Below are 21,100 nucleotides of genomic sequence, written 5' to 3' on the forward strand. Positions count from 1 at the left end.
TTATGAAGAAATTAAAAATACCAAGAAGTTTAGTCCTATTAATTGTTTTTTTTATAATGTTCTCGATTTTAATAGTACGGTTGTTTCAATTACAGATTGTGAAAGGACAAGAATACGAAAATAATTTTATTTTACAAACGAAAAGAGAAATTGTACTATCTGGAGCAAGAGGAAATATTTATGATCGTAATGGCAAACCACTTGCTACAAATAAGTTAGCTAATTCGGTTACATTCGAAGATCAAGAAACTTATAATTCAGATCGAGAGCGACAGTTGAATTTGAATTCAAAAATTTATCAGATGATTCGTATTATAAAAAGTAAAGGAGATAGCATAGAAACTAGTCTAAAAATTATAATAGATCCAAACGGTAATTTCCAATTTTCTGTAGATGATTTTTGGCTTCAAAGATTTAAAGCAGATGTATATGGAAAAGCGAACATCGACGATATGGAAGCTAAGGAACGAAATTCTACAGCAGATGAAATAGTCTCTTATTTATCAGATAAGTTCTGTGTTTTTGCGCAAGGAGAGAAGAAGTATACAGATAAAGAAAAAAAAGATTATGGATTACCGCAACAGTTTGAAAAAAGTGATCTACTTGATATTTTAAATATACGCTACGCATTATCTTTACAGGCATATCAAAAATATCTTTCAGTAACAGTGGCAAAAGATGTATCAGATGAAACTGTTGTTGCCATTATGGAAAATCAATATGATATTTCAGGAGTTGATATTAAACAGGATACAATACGAGTGTATGAAGGAGGAGAAGCGTGTTCCTCTATATTAGGATACACAGGCACTATATCATCCGAGGAGTTAAAAGAAAGGGATGATAGTAAATTAACCATTAATTCCATAGTGGGTAAATCTGGAATGGAGCAATATTTAGATCAAGTTCTTCAAGGAAGAGATGGGAAAAAGGAAGTATATGTAGATAATACAGGGAGAACTACACAAGATCTTGGAGTAATACAGCAACCGAGAGCAGGAAAAGACGTATATTTAAGCATAGATGTTGAATTACAGAAAAAAACATATGAAGCATTAGAAAGGAAGATAGCCGATATATTAGTGCAACATCTGATTAACACAAAAACTTTTGATAAAAAAGGGGTAGATGATACTACTGAAATAAAAATTCCAATATATGATGTGTATATTGCACTTTTAAACAATGGCGTTATTGATTTAGAACAATTAAGAGAAGAGGATGCTTCGGAATTAGAGAGAAAGTTTTTTCAAATTTTTCTGAAAAAGAAAAGTGAAGTGGTTCAAGGTATTGAAAAAGATTTAAGAGAATTGTCAACGAAATATAATGAATTGGGAATTGAAAATCAAGAATACCAGAGTTTTATCATTGATAATTTGAACATTATAAATAACAAGAACAATAATGAAGAATTAGTTGAAAAATGGGAAAAAGGCGAATTATCAATGAAAGACTATTTGTATGACCAAATTGGTGTTGGAAACATAAATTCAGATATAATTGCGTCAGAAGAAGAATACTTGAACAAAGATGAAATCTATGAATCATTGGTCTCTTTTATAGTAAATAAATTACAGGAAAATAGTCAGTTTGATGAGTTAATAAATAAATACTTGGTACTCAACGATGAGATATTGCCAGATGATATCGTTAGGCTATTATATGAACAGCAATTTTTAAATCCTGAAGATGAGGATTACGAAAACTGGAATCGAGGGCTAATTACCACTTTTGATTTGTTAATTAAAAAAATACAGAAACTTGAAATTACGCCAGCGGATTTAGCGTTAGATCCATGTTCGGGATCAGCAGTTGTTACAGATACCGCAACAGGAAAAGTGCTAGCATGTGTATCTTATCCGGGATATGATAATAATCGTTTAGCAAACCAAATGGATAACAAATATTATTATAAAATATATAATAATGCATCATTACCCTTATTTAATCGTGCAACACAACAGTTATCAGCACCAGGCTCAACATTTAAACCTGTTACAATTATTGCGGGATTAGAAGAAGGTGTAATAGATGAGTCAACCATGGTTGAATGCGATGGAGTGTTTGATAAAGTAGATCCACCTTTAAAATGCTGGAACCATGCAGGGCATGGGGCTGTTAATGGTGTAGATAGCGCATTGAAGAATTCATGTAATGATTATTTATGTGAAGTGTCATATCGTTTAGGAATGATAGACAATGATGAATTTTCGGATAAACAGGCACTAAATTATATACAAGAGTACGCGAAAATGTTTGATTTAGATGAAAAAAGTGGAATTGAGTTAACCGAAAGTAAACCTAAGATAACTGATAATTATGCTATTCCATCAGCTATCGGACAAGGAACAAATAACTTTTCTACAGTCCAATTGGGAAGGTATGTAACAACACTTGCAAACGAAGGTACTAGTTTCCAATTGTCACTAATTGACAAAATTGACGGGGTAGAAACAAGCCCGAAAGTGGAAAGCCAGATTGAAATCAATAAAAGAAGCTGGGAAGGAGTCCATGCAGGTATGGAATTATATACTCAAAGCACGGGGATATTTGACGGATTTCCAATATCGGTTGCAGGAAAATCAGGTACAGCTCAAGAAGTTAAGAATAGACCGGATCATGGTCTATTTATAGGATATGCACCTGCTGATGATCCAGAAATAGCAGTAGCAGTTCGAATTGTAAATGGGTATGAGGCAGGGAACGCAGTAGAATGCGGAAAAAATATTTTTGAGTATTATTTCGGTATAGAATAAGTTAGTGCATAAGTTGAGGAGAAAAACATAATGGATATATTATTTCAAATACATTATGAGTGGAACAAAGAACTCTTTTGTTTATATTATCAAACCCAAAATAGAAAGTACAGAAGGATATTATTATTCTTTTGTGGAGCAGTGATTATATTTTCATTTTGTCTATGTAGTAAAATTGGAAGAGAAATGATTATGACTATGATGATATTATTTGTTTGTGCTGTGATATTGATAAATAATATATATCTGAGACTAGCGACTTATATACAAATGGAAACTGCTTTAAAACAGTATGGAACTGGAAAAAGAATTATGACAATAAAAAAAGATGAGATTAATGTTTTAGTTCCGGAAAGCGGTAAGAAAATAATAGTGTCTTTTATCGAAATTATGGAAATTGGCACCATAAAAGAGTATTGCTGGATTCGCGTTATTAATCAACTTATTTTTATAAGAAAAGAAAATTTTGTTATCGGAGATATAGAAGACTTTAAAAGATTTATTAAATTAAACACATTAGCTGGAGAAGATTGGAGTAGAGTATGGAAAGGAAGAAATTAAAATGGATGTCATTTTACAAAATCATACATTGTATGATGAGGCGGTGATAGAATATTATTATCAAAATTTAAAATATGAAAATAAAAATGGAAAAAGGGAATTGGCTGATCTGAGTCGTCACTTTATAATCATTGAAGCATTTATTGGAATTGTAGTTTGTACTTTGATTGGATCAGACAAATGGATCTATAGTATTCCGCTTATTGCAATAACTTTTATATTTTTATATTATTGGACAATAAGTTATACTAAGAAAATATTTTTAAAATTAGATTCAAATTATTCTTATAAAAGGTATAAAGAGAAAGTAACTTATAACTTTTATGACGATAAGCTGGAAATTATAAGAAAGTACGATAGAACCATTATTGAATGGAAGAATATAACCTGTTGTAATATCAAAAAGAATCTTTGTTGGTTAGGATATGGTAATAAAGGGCTTGTAATTAATGGCGATGAATTTAGTTTTGGTACAGAGGAGCAATTTATTACATTTATAAAAAATAAAAATCACATTAATATCAATTTAGAGTAATTATTAGATTGAAATAAATGTTAGGGATCAAATAAGAATCCCTTTTCCAATTCATAAATCCATTTATTGGATTTATGGATGGACATATCTCAAATGATTACAGTTACATGTTATCTTTGGAATATGATAAAGTTGCCAAAATATGACTGACACATCATGTTAGAAGAGACAAAAATGAAAGAATCGAGGGGTGTATGAAGAATATTTATAAATTATGTGGGAAAATCAGTCTTTGTTTTTACCTGCTGTTTTTATATCAGGCATGGTATGTATGTCAGTATGGTGGGCTGAGAAGGCATTTGCTGATTTTGCTGATTAGTCTGTCTGGAATTTTGCTTAGTTCTGTACTATGGATGATTGCAAGGAAAAAGATGCAGCAAACATCTCAGCTCGAGAATAAAGTTCTTTTACGAATAGAGATTTTTCTTGCGTTGCTTGGTACAATCTATTTTGGCGGGCGTATCATTTATTCAGCAATTCCGTACAACGGGCATTTGTCATGGAAGCTTGATGAATTATGGAAGAAAAGGGAAGTAGATTTTGTCCACGATAACTTCTTTGAAGATGGTATCGAAGGAATTCTGACGGATTTAGAGGAAAAGCTTGAGATGCCGAAAAATCTTTATGTGGTAAATGGATTTAAGATGTCCTTTAATGAGACTGGGAAAGTTCAGACCTTAGATACCTTTCTTTACGGAAAAAATAAAAAAGGAACAGAAAAGACATATCTGATTACTTATGACAGAAAGATAAATGAGAAGATTATTGTTTGGGTGAACGGAGAAGCCAATGCCGATTATAATGCCGATATGCGTTTTGAGCCAATGCTCCGGATATTGGAGAAAGCAGACAGCGAAAATCAGGTGAAAATGTGGTCTTCAATTTTGGAAAATGAGACCTATGAACTTGTATATTATGGGCGCCGGTCTTTCGGAGTGATGGACGGGCTGCGTTATCTTCCCGGTGATGCAGACGGAGATGGTGTTGATCAAGGAAGTGAAAATTTTACACAACTTTTCAATGGCGGAGAAATTGTGGGATTTGAGGTTTCTCTTCACATGCCAGCTGTGAAAGATATCACTCCTGTTCGCTATATGATGGAACCAGAATATATCAGCCAGGAAGTGTTAGATAAAGAACAGATGGATGAGGTAAAAGATGTGGAAAGCTGGACAGTAGATCAGACAGACGGCAGTATGTATTTCTTTTTAGATGATAAGATAGGATGGCGTCTGGTGGTGGCTGATGCGGCGGCGGGAAGCAGATTTTACCAGTTGGAAAAAACTGCGGATGGCGGTGACACATGGGAAATGGCAAACCAGAATCCCTTTGGCGGAAATCTTGGGGTAACAGAGGGGTTGGAATTCTTTGATAAAAATTTCGGGTTTGCAGGGCTGACAGGAGCTTCCCAGTCCCATTCCAGCCTTTATGTCACCAGGGATGGAGGTACAACCTTTACGGAACTTCAGCTACCTTTGGAGACTGTGACAGAGCTACCGCCTTTGGCAAAAGAACTTAACTTTACCATAGAAAATTATAAATACTGTGAGATGCCGAAAAAGAAAGAGGATATCCTGACTATAAAGCTTTTAACAGGAGCTGGGGAAATCCAGGGAATTCGCTTTGAGTCAAAGGATAACGGAGAGACATGGGCATATGCTGGAATTAGTGTAGAGTGAGTATACATATGGAATGTCAGAATCTGGGGTTGGTTACCTGGATGTAATTTTAGACATTAGTATTCTTTGCTATAGCTTTAGATTTAAGATGCAATGGTTGGCTGTAATAGTTAATGCAATTGTAAAGTTTGTTACTAATCAGGCCAAAACCACACAGATGTCCAGCATAAATTGACAATTTGTAAGGCAAGTAACTGGAAGATTGTAAGTTAAAAAACATTGTGGTTTAAAGATTATATATTTCTTTATGCCACATTTTTTGTAACATAAATGTCACAAGCAGCTTTTATTTTGAGCAAGATAATTTATGGGAAGGATAGATCTTTATGATAAGATTTTTGAAAATTTTTTTTGGAACAGTCTTCACACTTCTTATTTTGATTGGAAGTTGTGTGTTTTATGCTTTTAAAATCGAACCGTATCGTATTGCATCAAATCAATTATATTTAAACGAAAAAACTTCTGATTTTATTAAAGTTGTTCAATTCTCAGACACGCATATAAAAGCGGATTTTAATTATAAGAACCTGGATAAGGTTGTAAACTATATCAATAAGCAAAATCCAGATGTTGTTGTGTTTACAGGGGACTTGTATGACAATTATGCCAAGTATCATGATGATGAACATATCATAAAAGAACTACAAAAAATCAATGCAACATATGATAAAATAGCAATATGGGGGAATCGCGATTGCGGTGGTGGAGCTGCCAGACAGTATGAAAATATTATGCAGCAATCAGGATTTACTGTGCTGAAAAATGAAAATTGGTATGTGACTACTGATTCAGATAAAAAAATATTATTTACAGGGTTAGATGATAGTATGCTGGGAAATGTATATATGCCGGATTCTACAAAGATATATGATTCGAATTACAATATTCTGTTAATACATGAGCCAGATACAGCAGACTCTTTTCAAGAATACCCTTATGATTTAGTGTTGAGCGGACATAGTCATGGCGGGCAAGTTAATATCCCGTTTATTCCTTCTATTAATCAAAAAGCTATCTCTTCTACAAACCTCGCTAAAAATTATGTCAGCGGAATGTATGAATTAAATTCAAAGACAAAAATATACGTAAATACAGGAATCGGAACTACACATGTTTCTGGTCGGTTGGGGGTTGTTCCAGAAATATCTATATTTCATATTTATTTATAATAATTGGAATTGATAAGGCTACGTTGTTAATAGTTAATAGTGTGTTAAAAGAGATACACTCTCTTATTTGATGTTATATAAAGGTAAATTAGACCAAATAATAATGTGCTTGTATGTAGAAGTAATATGTAAAATACAGACTATGTATGTCACTAATTTAAGATCAGGTTTAGAGTACATAGTAAAAGAACAAAATGATTTGGCAAAAGATTACTATAAAAAAATCGCCCAGCCTGTGAGAGTCTGAGGCGATTTTTGATAGGGTATCTTATTGTCATTTATTGTCATTAAGAATTTGAATGAGACTATGAAGAAAAGTCTGTAAATATGATCTTCTATGATAAGAATGGGCGATAGGCTTAAACAAAATCAGCTTTTCGCCCTTGCTTTATATATAACAGTTACAAAATTGCATGTCAACAGCAGGCGGGTAATCCGCCTGTTTTTCTGCTTTTTTTATTACTCTGGCAAGCGACCTTCATACATGATACTTAACTCTCCATAAACCTGAGCCCAGTTCCGGATTGTTGCAGTCCATTTTTTTGTAGCTTCAAAGGTAGCCAGATAAAGGGCTTTTAAAAGGGCTGTATCGCTTGGAAAGACGCTTCTCTGACGGTTCAGCTTCCGATAAGTGGAATTCAGAGATTCAATGGCATTTGTTGTATAAATGACCTTTCTAACCGCTGCTGAAAACTTGAAGATTGGGGAAATAGCATCCCAGTTATCCTTCCAGCGTTTCATGGAATTCGGATATTTTGCAGTCCATTTTTCCATTACCCGATCCAAAGCTGCCAAAGCTTTCTTTTCATCCGCTGCCTGATATATCGTTTTCAAATCTGTGGCAAATGCTTTTCTGTCTTTATCTGGAACATATTTCAAGGTATTTCGCACTTGATGAACGATACATCTTTGATATTCTGTCTTAGGAAATGCTGCCGCAATCGCTTCTTTGATACCTGTGAGTCCATCTGCACAAATGATCAGGATATCTTTTACACCACGATTTTTTAATTCGTTTAAGACGGAGAGCCAATACTTGGAACTTTCATTTTCTCCAATACTGATAGTAAGCACTTCTTTCTTACCTTCCGCATTAATCCCAAGAATGACATACGCAGCAAGCTTCCGGATCACTCCATTATCACGGACGGAATAGTGAATCGCATCAATATACAGGATTGGATAAACTTCATCTAATGGCCGATTCTGCCAGTCTTCAATTTGTGGGAGAATCTTGTCTGTAACATCTGATATAAAACCTTCGGATGTTTCAAAACCATAAATATCTTCGATTGTTTCTGAAATCTGCCGGGTTGTCATACCTTTTGCATACATAGAAATAATCTTCTGATCGATATCTGAAATGTCTTTCTGACGTTTCTTTACTACTTGAGGTTCAAAAGTTGATTTTCTGTCTTGTGGAACTTCAATCTCCATAGAACCATAACGACTATTCACTCTTTTTCGCTTATAACCATTGCGATAATCACCGCTATCAGAACGTTGTGATTTTTCATATCCCAAGTGGTCATCCATTTCCGCTTCCATCATCTCTTTGATGGTTCCACCAAGAAGATCTTTCAGCGCATCCTGGATATCTTCTGCTGATTGGATATCGTATTCTTTCAAGAGCTGGTGAATGATGTTACGTTTTCCTTCTGTCATTTGTACTTTGTGTACAGGTTTCTTTTCTCTTGCCATAATAAAAGGCCTCCTTATGATAAAATATTTTACCATAGAAGACCTTCTAAAACATTATTTACAGAAAAAGTTTCACATTCTCATTTGAATGGCGATTTCCTTTGCGGCAGTGCTTGATGTGTTGCCTGCATCTGATTGTCCGAGATATACACAAAAATATTTATTTCCTTCTAGTGTTTCTGCAAATCCTGTGAACCATGCATCTACAACAATACCCTCTGCTTTTCCCATTCCTGTTTTTCCATAAATAGATATTTCCGTATTATTCTCTTCTGATATCAACATTACTTGTTTTAAAATATTTTGTGTTCTTTCTGAGTAGGTGGAGTCAGTTCCGAAGATTCGTTCCATCACTTCAACCTGTTCTTTTGGAGAAATTTTCAAAGACGATTCTATCCAGAAACCTGTTAAGGCTCTATTGTTGTTATTAGTATTTAACTTTCCCTCCCAATCAGAAATATCACAATTTCCATATTTCAGTTTATTAAGTTCATTCTGCATTTTCACCTTGCCAATGTCATCAGTGACCTGACGAAAATACCAAACACATGAGGTACGAAATGCATCAGAAAAATTGATATCTCTATTCCAGTCCTCATTCCAAAATATTTCACCGCTCCAAGGACGCACAGAATTATCAGGATCAATAATTCCGTTTTCTAAACCGATTAACGAAGAGATAATTTTAAATGTAGAACATGGAGATCTCTGCGTTAGAGCCAGTTCTTTATTATATATCATATAGTTTTTTTCTGTTGGATCGTATACTATTGCGGTCCCGGTTAAGCCTTCAAAATAATTAGACCAATCTACTTCAGTTAGTGTGGGTTCTTGTGATTCTACTACAGAAAATTTCTCTGGAGTAGGATCTTTTGTATCCTGTTGTATATTCTTAGCGTCTGAATTATTATGATTCGTGCAACCTGAAAATGCAAATATACCAACCAAAATTCCAATAATTAATAGATAAAAAGACTTGTTTTTTTTCATATTATTTCTGCCTATCCTAGAAATTAGTTATTCTATAAATGTTTCATAAACCTACATTAACTATATAAGCCGATACTTTTAAGCTTTGATTATCTTGATAAACACTAGTGTTAATAGGCATCAACCTCCTTAGCTTTTGGGAATAAAGTATTTTCATTTTTAAGAGAATAAAGAATTTAATATTTCTATAGTTATTTCTGAAGCAGCACTGCCGGTGGCATTCTCGGAATTCTGAAGGTTGGTAGCAAAACAATAAGTATTTTCACCGTGTTCAATAAAGCCAATAAACCAACCGTTTGTATTTTGTCCATTCAATGACCCAGTACCTGTCTTTCCATATAATTTTCCAATGGATGTATCAGAAATAAATAAGGCATCTTTTATTGCTTGAATATTTTTTTCCTCAAACTCCCATTTATTTTCCAGAAGTTCAGATAATAGGATTACCTGTTCTACCGGTGAAATCTTTAAGGAAGATTCGGACCAATAATCTTCAATACCAGCTGATAAATCGCAATTCCCATATGAAATTTTGTTATAATAAGAATAAAGTGTTTGGTATCCTATTTGTGTATCAAGATTTTGAAAATACCAATTAACAGAATTACGTAAAGCTGTAGTAAGGGTTTGGTCTTTGTTCCATGAATCAAAATAATAGTTTGTTCCGTCCCAGTGCTGATTAGAAGAATTATAATTGATTACACCTTCCTCTAATGCAAATAAACCACTATAAATTTTATAAGTGGAATCCGGAGAAACTCGTTTGGTGCTTAAATCTTTATTATAAATTTTGTATCTATCATTTGTCATATCATATATTACAAAGCTACCACTTGTTTTACTGAAATAAGAAGATAGGTCTATGTCATCTATATTTTGGGAAGTCAAATTATTAGATGAGTCTCGTGATGCATAGACAGTTAATAAGGGACTAATGCAGTATACTAGAACACAAGCGAACACTAAGATTACAATGCTGTTTCTCTTATGCTTTTTAGAAATTTTTTGATAATTTGCTATTTCTTTTATTCTATCTATAATGACCTTTTTTTCTCCACCTAAACGAGAGAGTGGAGAGAGAAAAGCATTGTGTTGCATTTTTTCAGCATATCTTATTAATGTATAGCCATAATCTATACAGTTGTTTTTCCCTATGATGTTAATTACTGAGTTGTCGCATGCAATTTCCCGATCTTTTTGTAATATATGAAATCCGTACCAAATGAATGGGTTAAACCAATATATGATCTGTAAAATGCAACTTATATAATTTAATGCAGCATCCTTGTGTTTATAATGCTGTAATTCATGTAAAAAGATATAATATACATCCTGTTCAGACAGTAATATATCCATATCTTGAGGAATAATTACCTTGGGATATAGAAGACCGTAAGAAACAGGGCTTGAAATATTACATGAAGCGTATAAAGCGACATGTCGTCTTATTTTTAATTTTTCATGACACGAAATGTATTGTTGGTATAGTTCTGGTTCGTTTTCAGAAGTTATCAAAAAAGCTTTTTTTTGGATTAAATGAATTTTAACAATATTATATATAAAATATACTAATGTAAACAAACACCCGATTATCCATATTGCAAATAAGTATTTATCAAGATCATACAAATTAAAATTATCTTGAGCTGACGCAAAATCAGAAGTACCTAATTGAACAGATAAATTTATATCATCAAGTTGTTTTGTAGAAGTATTTACAATTTTACCCGTATCTTGTTGGAAAAAGTGTTGTAACTTTATTAATAATTGATGTGGTCCGATATTTTTGAATGGTATGAAAGGAATAATAAGCGCACATACAAAAATGTACCACAAATAATACCGACTATTAGTTGTAATATAATTTTTTAATAGTTTTTTGAGTAATAGAATTATCCCCAATAAGATACTGATAGTGAGATTACATAATAAAAAGTGAATCGAGAACATTAGGTTTCATCACCACCATTCAATTTAGAGTCTATAAGATGATACATATTCTTTAAATCGCTGTCAGATAATTGGGCATTGGATAGTAAGGAAGATAATAGCGGAGCCATTTCACCATCATAAAAGCGAGATAAAAAATTATGGTTCTCTTGTGATAAATATTTATTTTTAGAGATAATGGGAAAATAGTAATACATACGCCTTTTTTGTTCATAAGAAATAACATGTTTTGACACTAAACGAGATAATAACGTATGAACTGTTTTATTACTCCAATTGTGTATAGATGGAACTTTTTCACAAATAGAATTTGTGCTTATTGGTGACTCATCCCATATTATTTTCATGATTTCATATTCTGCTTCAGATATTTGTGGTAATTTATCCATGTTTATTCTCCTTTAATCTTACTTTCGTAATAATTATAGAGCATTGAAATAGAAACGTCAAGAAGGCTATTGACAAAAAAGTGATAATAGAATATATTACAAACGTAAGATATGGAAACAGGAGACCAGCTATGAAAAGTCAACCATAAATTAGCAAAAAATTTCTTTTTCATATCGGTGGTAAAAAAGGGTAACTTTAATAGAGCTCCCTTAGGGTGCTTTTTCAAAATCTATCGATATAGGTATACAGATCTCTTACTCGAGGTTAAATTCTACTTCGTCAGTGAGCATCTTCCAGATGACTCTGACAAGCTTGCCGGCACAGTGCCCAAGTGCATTGTAGTGAGACCGGCCTTCAGCCCTCTTGGCATCATAATAAGCCTTGAAGGTTGCGTTGTTCCTGACAACGTTCCAAGCTGCATTTACAAGAGCATATCGTAAAACACGAGAGCCACGTTTGGACATCCTTGTTGTCTTAGCCTGAAAGTTACCAGACTGATAAACAGAAGGATCCAGGCCTGCAAAAGCAAGCAGCTTGTTTGGATTGGAGAAACGGTGAATATCGCCTATTTCACCAAGGATCATTCCACCATTGATATAACCGATACCAGGAATGGTCATGATGACAGAATCGTTAAATTTCATGATATCCGTCATCTCAGCTTCAATCTTTTCTAATTGGCTATCCAGTAACTCGATTTGTTGAATGGTTTGAGTTATCTGAATAGATATAGCGCTGTCGTTGGCACCGACAGACTTCTGTGCGAGAATTCTTAATTCTTTGGCCTGCTCTTTAGTAAAATGTCCGTGCGAGTTCACTTTGAGCAGATTTGCCAGATGAGTCATATGCATGGAAGCAATCTCTTTTGGAGAAGGTGCTTCTTTTAAAAGAGCATAGACAGCATTCTGATGCAGACCGGATTTGAAAAAGTATTGAATCTCCGGGAATACTTGATCAACATAGGTTGTCAGTTGGATTTTCAATCGGGTGCGTTGCTTAATGGTTTTCTGCCGAAAGCGCCCCAAGGCCTTAAGATCCATCATATCGAGATCAAAGAAGGTAATAAATCTTAGGTCATCCTGCATCATAAGAGTTTTAGCAATAACAAATGTGTCGACCTTATCTGTCTTTGTTTTACGAACATTGTTCTTACGCATCTGACAGGTTTTGATGGGGTTCAACACACACACTTGGTAGAACTCAGCAACAAGGTATCGAACAAGGTTGTCACCGTAGTGTGCCGTCGACTCAAGACCGATGATGATGCTGTTCTTATCGAATGATTCGAGCTTAGAGACCAGCAGTTGGAAGCCATCAGCGTCGTTTGTGAATTTGAACGGCTCAATGAGTATTTCACCGTCCGAAGAAATCGCAGCGGCGAAATGGTTGAGTTTGGCAATATCAATGCCTACAAAAATTTTCATGAGGTTGTACCTCCCTTTCATAAAGTCTGATACCATGATGTCCACCATCGATTATCATCGTAGACTTGATAGAAATAAGTACTCTGAGTGAAAAACACTCCGGCAACATCCAGCTAATAAACAATTCAGATAAAGGTAGCGGCAATACACTCCAGTCGAGTAGTCAAGGCTACAGGGAAAAATCAAAAGTCCATAGTATCTGAATTGTATTGAACCACGATATTAAAAGAAAGGAAACGTGTGATAATTAACTTCCTAATTATCATACAAGACAATTATGAAAAGAAAAAAATTTGAATGGACAGGTAGATTGATATTAATAATATTTTCTTTAATTTTAGTATTGAGCTTGATTTTTTTTATTACGAAACAGACACATAAGAACACTACTGAACAATTGCTAACCGAATATATGAATTATATCAATAAACATGAATATGAAAAAATGTATAAAATGATTTCTAAAGAACATTCATCGAATATTTCTATGGAAGAATTTGTAAAGAGAAATAAAAACATATATGAAGGATTAGAAACGAAGGATTTAAGCATTAAAATTTTAAATGAGAAATCCAATGGTAAAGAGATTTCATATCTTACATCATTTAATACTCTTGCAGGTGAAGTGAAATTTCAAAATGAAGTAAACTTTATAAAAGAAAAATTTGAATATAAACTTGTTTGGAAAGATAGTATTATTTTTCCGCAATTAGAGTCTACAGATAAAGTACGAATAGATACTGTAGAAGCAGAGCGAGGACAAATTTTAGATCGGAATGGAAAAGTGTTAGCTGGAAAAGGGGTTGCATCATCAGTTGGGCTAGTGCCGGGTAAAATTCAGGATAAAGAAAACACAATAATTAAACTTGCGGAGTTGCTTGAAGTGGATATTGATGTGATAAAGAACAAATTGTCTGCAGAGTGGGTAAAAGATGATTCATTTGTTCCTATAAAAACAATTCCTAAAGTTAGTGAATTGGAATTAATGAAAATTAATCCGGATGAAAATCTTGTAAAATTAAAGGAAAATCAGGAGGAATTACTATCAATTCCAGGTGTTATGATTAACGATATCGAAGTTAGAGACTATCCTTTAAAAGAAGCAGCGTCACATTTGGTTGGATATATTCAAAAAGTTACAGCGGAAGATTTGGAAGAGAATAAAGGGAAAGGTTATGATTCCAATAGTGTTATAGGGAGAAGTGGTATAGAAAGTTTATATGAAGATAAATTAAAAGGTCAAAATGGTTGCATGATATATATCGAAGATGAATTTGGAAACAGAAAAGATATTATTGTAGATAAACCGGTTCAAAACGGAGAGGATATTCAATTAACAATTGATGCAGAATTGCAAAAAGTCTTGTATGAACAGTTTAAGGATGATAAGAGTTGTTCTGTTGCTATGAACCAATATACAGGAGAAGTTTTGGCACTGGTCAGTACTCCTTCTTTTAACTCAAATGATTTTGTAATGGGAATGTCAGATAAATTATGGAAAAGCTTAAATGAAGATGAAAGGCAACCTTTGTACAATCGATTCAGACAGGTATGGTGTCCCGGATCAACATTTAAACCTGTTACTGCAGTGATAGGGTTAGACACAGGTATTCTTGATCCTGTAGAAGATTATGGAAACGAAGGTTTAAGCTGGCAAAAAGACTCGTCATGGGGGGATTATTATGTGACCACATTACATGAGACTGAACCTGCAACACTGGAAAATGCAATGATATATTCTGATAATATATATTTTGCAAAAGTAGCACTTAAACTGGGGGAAAATAATTTAACTAGCTTTTTAGAAAAATTGGGGTTTAACAAAGAAATACCATTTGATATTAAAATGTCAATATCACAGTATTCAAATACAGAAGGAATAAAGTCAGAAATTCAATTGGCAGATAGTGGATATGGACAAGGTCAAATCTTAATAAATCCATTGCATCTAGCTTCTATTTATTCCGCATTTAGTAATGATGGAAATATAATTGAACCGACGTTACTATATAACCCAAATTATAATCCCAATATATGGATGCCGGAAGTTATTCAAAAAGAAAGTATTCATACTGTTTTAGAGACAATGAAGAAAGTTATTAGTGAACCAACAGCAACGGGATATGGTTTACATAGAGAGGAGTACACTTTGGCTGGAAAAACAGGAACGGCAGAAATAAAGCTTTCAAAAGAAGATGCAACAGGAACAGAATTGGGGTGGATGGCAGTTTTTACAACTGATCCTAATATTGAGAATCCAATATTGCTAATTAGTATGGTTGAAGATGTAAAAAATATTGGTGGCAGTGGTTATGTAGTTCAAAAAGATAAAAGAGTATTGGATCAATATTTACGATAGGAATGAGATGAAAAAAGGTGAAAATGTTAATGAAGAAAATGTTGGCTATTATTTTGGTTTCTTTAGTATTATCCGGATGTGAAAAAAATGGGTCTCAAAATGATCTTATAATTAATAATACAGAAGAAGAGAATGTGGTGATGGATGAAAATGATGATTATGAATTAAAAAATATTGAAATGGGGAGAAAAGAAGAAAAAGACATTAGTGATCGCTTAAGGAAAATGGTTGGAAAATGCAAAAGGATATACAGTCAGGCAGATAAAGGTAATGCGTCAAATATTGTTCTTGAAGAAGAGACAGTTCATACAATGATCGAAAGTATTGCAGAAGAGAATGTTGCCATTACCTGTGGCAGTCATGATTATAATATGTTGAATTATAAACAAGTTGATGATGCTCTTTCTTTGGCAAAAACAGGAGAAAATACTGAAACTGAATTTTTTGTAATTAATACAAGTGGTGTTTGGATATATAATAAACTTCAATTTAAAAACAAAGATTTATATGTAACATCAGCAACAGCTGCATTTGATGATAATATGAGTCCACATATTGTGCAGATAGAAAAAATTCAGGTATATGATTGGAACTATACTGATAAAGGGTGGATTATATGGGAGAAGGCATTATCAAGAAATCAAGAAATGGATATGCATGTTTTTTATAGAATTTTGCCACTTGATGAACAGTGCAGAGAATTAGGAAATAAATGTATTACACCGGTTAGTTACTTTTGCAATAATCTGTTCCTCGTAGATTGGAATCAAAACAGTTTGGAAAATATAGAGTTTAATGATTTGTTTGAGTTTTTATACACAATGAAGTATGGGGAGAAAATTGATGAAAAAAAATATGCATCAGGCATTCCTAAAGTAGAATTTGAAGAAGTGGTCACAACTTATTTTGATATTTCAATAGAAACCTTGGAAATATATGCTCAATACGATGACGTGAAGGGGGTATATCCATGGGAAGCAATTGGTCCATGGAATCGAATTCAACAATTCCAACCTTTCCCAGAAGTAGTGAATTGTATAGAAAATGAGGATGGATCATTAACTTTGACAGTAGAAGCTGTTTTTCAGGAAGAAGGAACAGATTGTTCATTCAGACATGAAGTGACAATCCGAGAAGAAGGTGACAAGTGGATATATTTGGGAAACTGTATTGAACGTGAGGGAGCATATAAAATTCCAGAATATAAACCGCGAAGAGATTTTTAAGTAAATTAAGAAAATAGATTTTTTTATAACTGATATTGTAATTGGAGAGGAAGAGTATGAAAGTTAGATTAATGATCATTATTGGTGTCATTAGTTTTCTACTAGGAGGATGTAATAAAATACAAAAAAATTCAAATCAAGTACAATTAGTTCAAAGAACTGAAGAAATTCTGGTAGAATCCGAAGATTTGGCAGATGATTATTTTCATATATACAAAGAAAGATGGAATCAAAGCAATAGAAATTCATTGAAATTACAACAAGACATTATTGAATATTTAGGCAGAAAAAACTATATTGCGGTTGACATAAATAATCAAATAGATATGGTAAATGGAGAACTAGTGAAAAAATTTTGCAAGAATGTGCAAAACGAGGTTAATGATAGTATAACAATTTTTTCTATTATGGAATCAGGAGGATTTGTGAGATATGATTTAAACTCTCAAAATGGGGAAATTTATGCCATATGTAGTAATATGACTTGGGATCAGGACGCTCCAGAAGCTGAGTACATTAATGAATTTCAAGTACAATCATGGAAGTATACAAAAAATGGGTATTTTTTCATAGAAGAATATGATCGACAGGGATATGATGGATATCATGGGAAAATTGGATTTCGTGTGGAACCATTGGATGAAGCATGTCGGGAGTTGAATAGAAAGTATGTTATGCCAGTAGGTTATGCTGGAAATAAGTTATTTATAACGAATTGGAATCAAAGTGATTATTCACAACTTGATTTTTATGATCTATATGAGATTATGTATCTTTTAAAATATGAAAAATATGTTCCATATAATTATAGTCAAGAAGGAGTAGAATATTATATTCCAAAACAAGATTTTGAGGAAGTTATTCAAACATTTTTAACAGTTGAAAGTGAAGTATTAGAGTCTAATGCCATTTATAATGCAGAAACAAAAACGTATTTGTACAGACCAAGAGGATTATATGACTATGGATCAACGTATGAACCGTATCCAGAAGTAGTATCATATGAAAAGATGGATGATGGGAAAATTAAACTTATAATTAATGCGGTGTGGGAAAGAACAATGCAGGATAATGCAATGACAAGTGAATTAGTCATTCAGCCGTTAGATAATAACCGTTTTCACTATATATCCAATCAAGTTATTAAGTCGAACTTAGATGACACTTCTAAATGGTACCGAAACCGTTTGACCTATGGAGAGTGGAATAAGATTTATAAAGAAAATGATGAAATAAAATAGAAAGTTTATTTATGAGCGTTTGCTTGAAATTTAAAAGGGCAGGTGAAGCATTATAGAAGTTGAAATTCTTATTCGAATAAAAGAAGAAGAGGGGAATTATAAAGAAATTTTGCTTTGTAATATGAATTATATTGCAAAAAAAATTGCTCTACAAGAAAAAAATATATTAAATCATGCAGATTTGTACTTGGATTACAATAATAGAATAGCATTTCACAAAAACAGAAAAATTAATCTAACAGTAAAAGAATTTGATATCCTATTTTTCCTTGCGAGTTATCCTGGGCAGGTATTTACTCATCGACAGATATATGAAACTGTATGGGGAAAAGAATATTTCTGTGATGAAGGAAATGTTACCGCACATATAGGTCATATACGAAAGAAAATAGAACTAGATCCCCGAAATCCCGTTTTTATCCAAACCGTGCGAGGGATAGGGTATAAATTTGCGAAGAAATAGGACAGGTCCCGCTACATACGGAGTACCTGTCCTATTCTTTATTTGTTCTGCCTAACAGATAATCAGAAGTTACATGGAAATAATCAGCAATTACACTTAATTCATAATCTGGAACAAACCGTGTCCCTTTTTCAATTCTTAAAATTGTCAATTCCGTAAAATCAATCCCAGAAAGAGAAAGACGTGCTGCCAAAATCTTTTGGGAAATATCCTGTTTTTTCCTTAATTCTTTAACGCGAGATCCTATTACGTTTTTGCGTTCACCATTCCAATATATTTTCATAATATCCTCAATGTTTCTAAAGATGAAGTTACATTATTGATTCTAGCGAAATGGAATGGTAATATACTTCTAAAGATGAAGTTTTAAAAATTATTTTATACAACATACAAAGAAGAATAATATAAAGCAATTATTATGTGTTTCGGAGTGGAAATAGAGGAATAATAGAACAAAAGAAAAAAAGATTTGGTACGATGAAAGGAAGAGGGAAGCATGGATGAGCGAGTATGGGAAAAAACTGCACAGTTTTTAAAGGAACTTCGATGTGAGGATACCGGAAGACTTTCACAGTTACAATTACCAGAGTATCAAAAGGCTATGAAAGAAAAATTTTCATATCAGCCGATTTATGAGCAGACAGTTTGTGAAATGACAGATGAACAAAAATGTGTCATTGAGAAATATGTTGGCTTGACAGAACAATGTGCAGAAGAAGAAAACCAACAAGCTTATCTGCAGGGAATGGTGGATATGCTGCTTTTACTATCCGGAAGCGGAATATTGAAAGTTCCCTCCAACATGTTGGAAAAAATCAAGCAATGGAAATGATCAAGCGGTTCATGCATGTGCATGGACCGCTTTGCTAATGTTAAAACTAGAAAAAAGCTAGATAAAATTTGGAATAAAAACAGAATCACTCTGTAACATCAATTTACGTGCATTCATCCCGATTCTTAAGAAGGGTAAGGATATTTTCTAAGATAATCTGACATTCGCGCTTGGAACATTTTGAGAGTAAACGTGTAATCTCAGCGGCAGTATCATCTCTTGTAGAATATAGATAAGCATCTACGGAAAGATTTAATTCTTTGGCAATCCGAAGAAAAAGAGAAAAGCTTGGATTGCATGCGGCACGCTCAATATTTCCATAATGTGTAAGATTAACTTGAAGTCTTTCAGCCATTTCTTCTTGCGTTAAACCAAGTTTTTCACGGTAGCTACGAATCATATCACCTAAACGACTATCAATCTGCGCCATGTGTACTATTCACCTCCATGAAATCTAGTGTATTATGCAACATTGGAAAAGTGAAAATAGTAGTGAACAATATTTGATGTGGTGTATTAAGCAATATTAAAAAAGAAAATGGGATAGAGGCACATAATTTATAATAAGGGATTGATGTGCAATATTAGGCAATAGGAGAAGATTCAGTCATAAGAAAACGTTAAAAAAAGCGTAACAGCAGATAGAAAAAAATGCGGTTTTAAATATGGTGTCTCATACCATATTTCATATACTTATAAATATAATTGTCAAAAAAGAAAGACGTTACTGTGGATAGAAAATCTGCAGTGCATCTTTTTCTATTGGAGTAATCCAAGAAATAGAAGCCCACCACTTCCGATTTGATTTTCGAAAATTCAAATCGGAGGAAAAATGATATGGCATATAACAAAGCAAAAGAAGAATATAAATGGAAAGTATGGAAGGAACAAGAAGAGAAAAAATTACGTGAACTAGGCGTCTCAGAAGAGGTTATTGCAGAACTTCGTGATTATGACTGGAATTGTTTTAAACAAGAACGTAACTACAAAAATCATCAAATGCCTGATACAGATTTTATAGAGAGAACTGAAGATGCTTCCGGAAAGTGGGAAATTCAACAGCCTGTTAACGTGCAAGACTTCATAAAGTCTTTAGATGACAATAAACTAAGAAAAGAACTGCAGAAGTTGGATCAAGTAACATTGTATATTATTCTTTTAAAAACGTTTGGTTATGGTACAGAGGAAATAGGGAAATTGCTTGGAATGAAAGCGAATACAGTTTCTGCACGAATGAAACGCTTGAGAAAAAAATTAAAAAAATATTTTTTTTAGCGTCATATTTTGTTGTGGAAGTTGGCTAGTAAGTAGGAGAGGTAAGTTCTCTCCTAAGTAGGAATTTTTCCTATACATTTTCGGGAAGGTACTTAGTGCCTTCCCCTCCTCTGTTCCTTGATAATTGGATATCCGCATTATAGAAACTTTCCCATCCGGCGGAGCGTAGCAGAAAGAAACGCCATGACGATATAAAAGGATGGTTCAGTTATTCACTACAACGGACGGCATCAGTGATCATCGTTTTATATAAGAGCGCCCCTTTTATTCTGTAAGCATCCAGGCAGGAATGTGACGCCATGAGTCCGGGTGGATGATAATGATACACCAAAAGATCCGAATGCAGGGATAGATAAACCTTACGTTGTAATCAGTAAGACGTTTGGAATATCTGTGCGGATGTTTTGCCAGACATCCAGCTATAATGTGCCCATTTGATATCGGGGAAGTGAGAGGACAAATACGATATCCAACAACAAAAGAAAATCAATCGAAGTGTGCTGTTGATATCAGATACATGCAGCCAGAGTAACCAAATCTCTGGCTGTA

The 21,100-nt window shown here is 33.5% G+C and carries 18 protein-coding genes; 11 read left to right on the forward strand and 7 right to left on the reverse strand.

Annotated features, from left to right (window positions below; translation table 11 throughout):
• Positions 1 to 2: 2 nt before the first annotated feature.
• From LI162_RS07885 to LI162_RS07905, 5 genes are all read left to right on the forward strand, one after another.
• Positions 3 to 2,756 (forward strand): penicillin-binding transpeptidase domain-containing protein, encoded by a 2,754-nt coding sequence (locus tag LI162_RS07885; protein ID WP_227156222.1) that lies wholly within the window; start codon positions 3 to 5, stop codon positions 2,754 to 2,756.
• Positions 2,757 to 2,786: 30 nt separating this feature from the next.
• On the forward strand, positions 2,787 to 3,317 hold the full coding sequence (locus LI162_RS07890) for a hypothetical protein (RefSeq protein ID WP_004613124.1): 531 nt from the start codon (positions 2,787 to 2,789) through the stop codon (positions 3,315 to 3,317).
• Position 3,318: 1 nt separating this feature from the next.
• Positions 3,319 to 3,852: a hypothetical protein gene (locus tag LI162_RS07895; RefSeq protein WP_117888740.1), complete on the forward strand. Its 534-nt coding sequence runs from the start codon at positions 3,319 to 3,321 to the stop codon at positions 3,850 to 3,852.
• A gap of 353 nt (positions 3,853 to 4,205) precedes the next feature.
• On the forward strand, positions 4,206 to 5,531 hold the full coding sequence (locus LI162_RS07900; RefSeq protein WP_227156224.1) for a WD40/YVTN/BNR-like repeat-containing protein: 1,326 nt from the start codon (positions 4,206 to 4,208) through the stop codon (positions 5,529 to 5,531).
• A gap of 326 nt (positions 5,532 to 5,857) precedes the next feature.
• Positions 5,858 to 6,700, forward strand: coding sequence for a metallophosphoesterase (locus LI162_RS07905; RefSeq protein ID WP_117636547.1), 843 nt, complete (start codon positions 5,858 to 5,860; stop codon positions 6,698 to 6,700).
• A 459-nt stretch (positions 6,701 to 7,159) separates the two neighbouring features.
• On the opposite strand, the gene LI162_RS07910 is transcribed toward LI162_RS07905, so the two are convergent.
• From LI162_RS07910 to LI162_RS07930, 5 genes are all read right to left on the reverse strand, one after another.
• Positions 7,160 to 8,401, reverse strand: coding sequence for an IS256 family transposase (locus LI162_RS07910; RefSeq protein WP_009321026.1), 1,242 nt, complete (start codon positions 8,399 to 8,401; stop codon positions 7,160 to 7,162).
• Positions 8,402 to 8,473: 72 nt separating this feature from the next.
• Positions 8,474 to 9,391 carry a penicillin-binding transpeptidase domain-containing protein gene (locus LI162_RS07915; RefSeq protein ID WP_227156226.1) on the reverse strand — a complete coding sequence of 306 codons (918 nt, stop codon included), beginning with the start codon at positions 9,389 to 9,391 and terminating at the stop codon, positions 8,474 to 8,476.
• Between the two features lie 159 nt (positions 9,392 to 9,550).
• Positions 9,551 to 11,341 carry a BlaR1 family beta-lactam sensor/signal transducer gene (locus LI162_RS07920; protein WP_004613116.1) on the reverse strand — a complete coding sequence of 597 codons (1,791 nt, stop codon included), beginning with the start codon at positions 11,339 to 11,341 and terminating at the stop codon, positions 9,551 to 9,553.
• Positions 11,341 to 11,730, reverse strand: coding sequence for a BlaI/MecI/CopY family transcriptional regulator (locus LI162_RS07925; protein ID WP_117636546.1), 390 nt, complete (start codon positions 11,728 to 11,730; stop codon positions 11,341 to 11,343). The genes LI162_RS07920 and LI162_RS07925 overlap by 1 nt, the downstream gene beginning before the upstream one ends.
• A gap of 255 nt (positions 11,731 to 11,985) precedes the next feature.
• Positions 11,986 to 13,155, reverse strand: a complete 1,170-nt coding sequence (locus LI162_RS07930; protein WP_009243756.1) for an IS110 family transposase — start codon at positions 13,153 to 13,155, stop codon at positions 11,986 to 11,988.
• Between the two features lie 277 nt (positions 13,156 to 13,432).
• On the opposite strand from LI162_RS07930, the gene LI162_RS07935 reads away from it, so the two are divergent.
• The 4 genes from LI162_RS07935 (at position 13,433) to LI162_RS07950 (ending at position 18,444) form a co-directional block, all read left to right on the forward strand.
• Entirely contained in the window at positions 13,433 to 15,514 is a 2,082-nt protein-coding gene (locus LI162_RS07935) for a penicillin-binding transpeptidase domain-containing protein (protein WP_028087046.1), read from the forward strand.
• Positions 15,515 to 15,543: 29 nt separating this feature from the next.
• A complete protein-coding gene (locus LI162_RS07940; RefSeq protein ID WP_226853706.1) occupies positions 15,544 to 16,740 on the forward strand; it encodes a DUF6070 family protein in 1,197 nt (398 codons plus the stop codon).
• A 56-nt stretch (positions 16,741 to 16,796) separates the two neighbouring features.
• A complete protein-coding gene (locus tag LI162_RS07945) occupies positions 16,797 to 17,981 on the forward strand; it encodes a DUF6070 family protein (RefSeq protein WP_004613111.1) in 1,185 nt (394 codons plus the stop codon).
• A 121-nt stretch (positions 17,982 to 18,102) separates the two neighbouring features.
• Entirely contained in the window at positions 18,103 to 18,444 is a 342-nt protein-coding gene (locus LI162_RS07950; protein ID WP_044924749.1) for a winged helix-turn-helix domain-containing protein, read from the forward strand.
• A 31-nt stretch (positions 18,445 to 18,475) separates the two neighbouring features.
• Here LI162_RS07950 and LI162_RS07955 read toward each other — a convergent pair whose 3' ends face one another.
• Positions 18,476 to 18,727 (reverse strand): helix-turn-helix domain-containing protein, encoded by a 252-nt coding sequence (locus tag LI162_RS07955; RefSeq protein WP_004613108.1) that lies wholly within the window; start codon positions 18,725 to 18,727, stop codon positions 18,476 to 18,478.
• Between the two features lie 213 nt (positions 18,728 to 18,940).
• Between LI162_RS07955 and LI162_RS07960 the strand changes: the two genes are divergently transcribed.
• Positions 18,941 to 19,276: a hypothetical protein gene (locus LI162_RS07960; RefSeq protein WP_004613107.1), complete on the forward strand. Its 336-nt coding sequence runs from the start codon at positions 18,941 to 18,943 to the stop codon at positions 19,274 to 19,276.
• A gap of 103 nt (positions 19,277 to 19,379) precedes the next feature.
• Here LI162_RS07960 and LI162_RS07965 read toward each other — a convergent pair whose 3' ends face one another.
• Positions 19,380 to 19,706, reverse strand: a complete 327-nt coding sequence (locus tag LI162_RS07965; protein WP_004613106.1) for a helix-turn-helix domain-containing protein — start codon at positions 19,704 to 19,706, stop codon at positions 19,380 to 19,382.
• Positions 19,707 to 20,113: 407 nt separating this feature from the next.
• Between LI162_RS07965 and LI162_RS07970 the strand changes: the two genes are divergently transcribed.
• On the forward strand, positions 20,114 to 20,551 hold the full coding sequence (locus LI162_RS07970; protein WP_004613104.1) for a sigma factor-like helix-turn-helix DNA-binding protein: 438 nt from the start codon (positions 20,114 to 20,116) through the stop codon (positions 20,549 to 20,551).
• Positions 20,552 to 21,100 lie beyond the last annotated feature (549 nt).

The sequence above is a fragment of the Mediterraneibacter sp. 210702-DFI.3.120 genome (assembly GCF_020561005.1).
In the GTDB taxonomy this organism is placed as follows: Bacteria; Bacillota; Clostridia; order Lachnospirales; family Lachnospiraceae; genus Mediterraneibacter; species Mediterraneibacter faecis.

Bases quoted from the DNA above. Each gene is read 5' to 3' on its own strand.
- LI162_RS07955 (WP_004613108.1), bottom strand. From the start codon at position 18,727: ATGAAAATATATTGGAATGGTGAACGCAAAAACGTAATAGGATCTCGC.
- LI162_RS07915 (WP_227156226.1), bottom strand. From the start codon at position 9,391: ATGAAAAAAAACAAGTCTTTTTATCTATTAATTATTGGAATTTTGGTT.
- LI162_RS07905 (WP_117636547.1), top strand. From the start codon at position 5,858: ATGATAAGATTTTTGAAAATTTTTTTTGGAACAGTCTTCACACTTCTT.
- LI162_RS07910 (WP_009321026.1), bottom strand. From the start codon at position 8,401: ATGGCAAGAGAAAAGAAACCTGTACACAAAGTACAAATGACAGAAGGA.
- LI162_RS07885 (WP_227156222.1), top strand. From the start codon at position 3: ATGAAGAAATTAAAAATACCAAGAAGTTTAGTCCTATTAATTGTTTTT.
- LI162_RS07900 (WP_227156224.1), top strand. From the start codon at position 4,206: ATGATTGCAAGGAAAAAGATGCAGCAAACATCTCAGCTCGAGAATAAA.
- LI162_RS07940 (WP_226853706.1), top strand. From the start codon at position 15,544: ATGAAGAAAATGTTGGCTATTATTTTGGTTTCTTTAGTATTATCCGGA.
- LI162_RS07925 (WP_117636546.1), bottom strand. From the start codon at position 11,730: ATGGATAAATTACCACAAATATCTGAAGCAGAATATGAAATCATGAAA.
- LI162_RS07945 (WP_004613111.1), top strand. From the start codon at position 16,797: ATGAAAGTTAGATTAATGATCATTATTGGTGTCATTAGTTTTCTACTA.
- LI162_RS07950 (WP_044924749.1), top strand. From the start codon at position 18,103: ATGAATTATATTGCAAAAAAAATTGCTCTACAAGAAAAAAATATATTA.
- LI162_RS07935 (WP_028087046.1), top strand. From the start codon at position 13,433: ATGAAAAGAAAAAAATTTGAATGGACAGGTAGATTGATATTAATAATA.
- LI162_RS07960 (WP_004613107.1), top strand. From the start codon at position 18,941: ATGGATGAGCGAGTATGGGAAAAAACTGCACAGTTTTTAAAGGAACTT.
- LI162_RS07965 (WP_004613106.1), bottom strand. From the start codon at position 19,706: ATGGCGCAGATTGATAGTCGTTTAGGTGATATGATTCGTAGCTACCGT.
- LI162_RS07930 (WP_009243756.1), bottom strand. From the start codon at position 13,155: ATGAAAATTTTTGTAGGCATTGATATTGCCAAACTCAACCATTTCGCC.
- LI162_RS07920 (WP_004613116.1), bottom strand. From the start codon at position 11,341: ATGTTCTCGATTCACTTTTTATTATGTAATCTCACTATCAGTATCTTA.
- LI162_RS07970 (WP_004613104.1), top strand. From the start codon at position 20,114: ATGGCATATAACAAAGCAAAAGAAGAATATAAATGGAAAGTATGGAAG.
- LI162_RS07895 (WP_117888740.1), top strand. From the start codon at position 3,319: ATGGATGTCATTTTACAAAATCATACATTGTATGATGAGGCGGTGATA.
- LI162_RS07890 (WP_004613124.1), top strand. From the start codon at position 2,787: ATGGATATATTATTTCAAATACATTATGAGTGGAACAAAGAACTCTTT.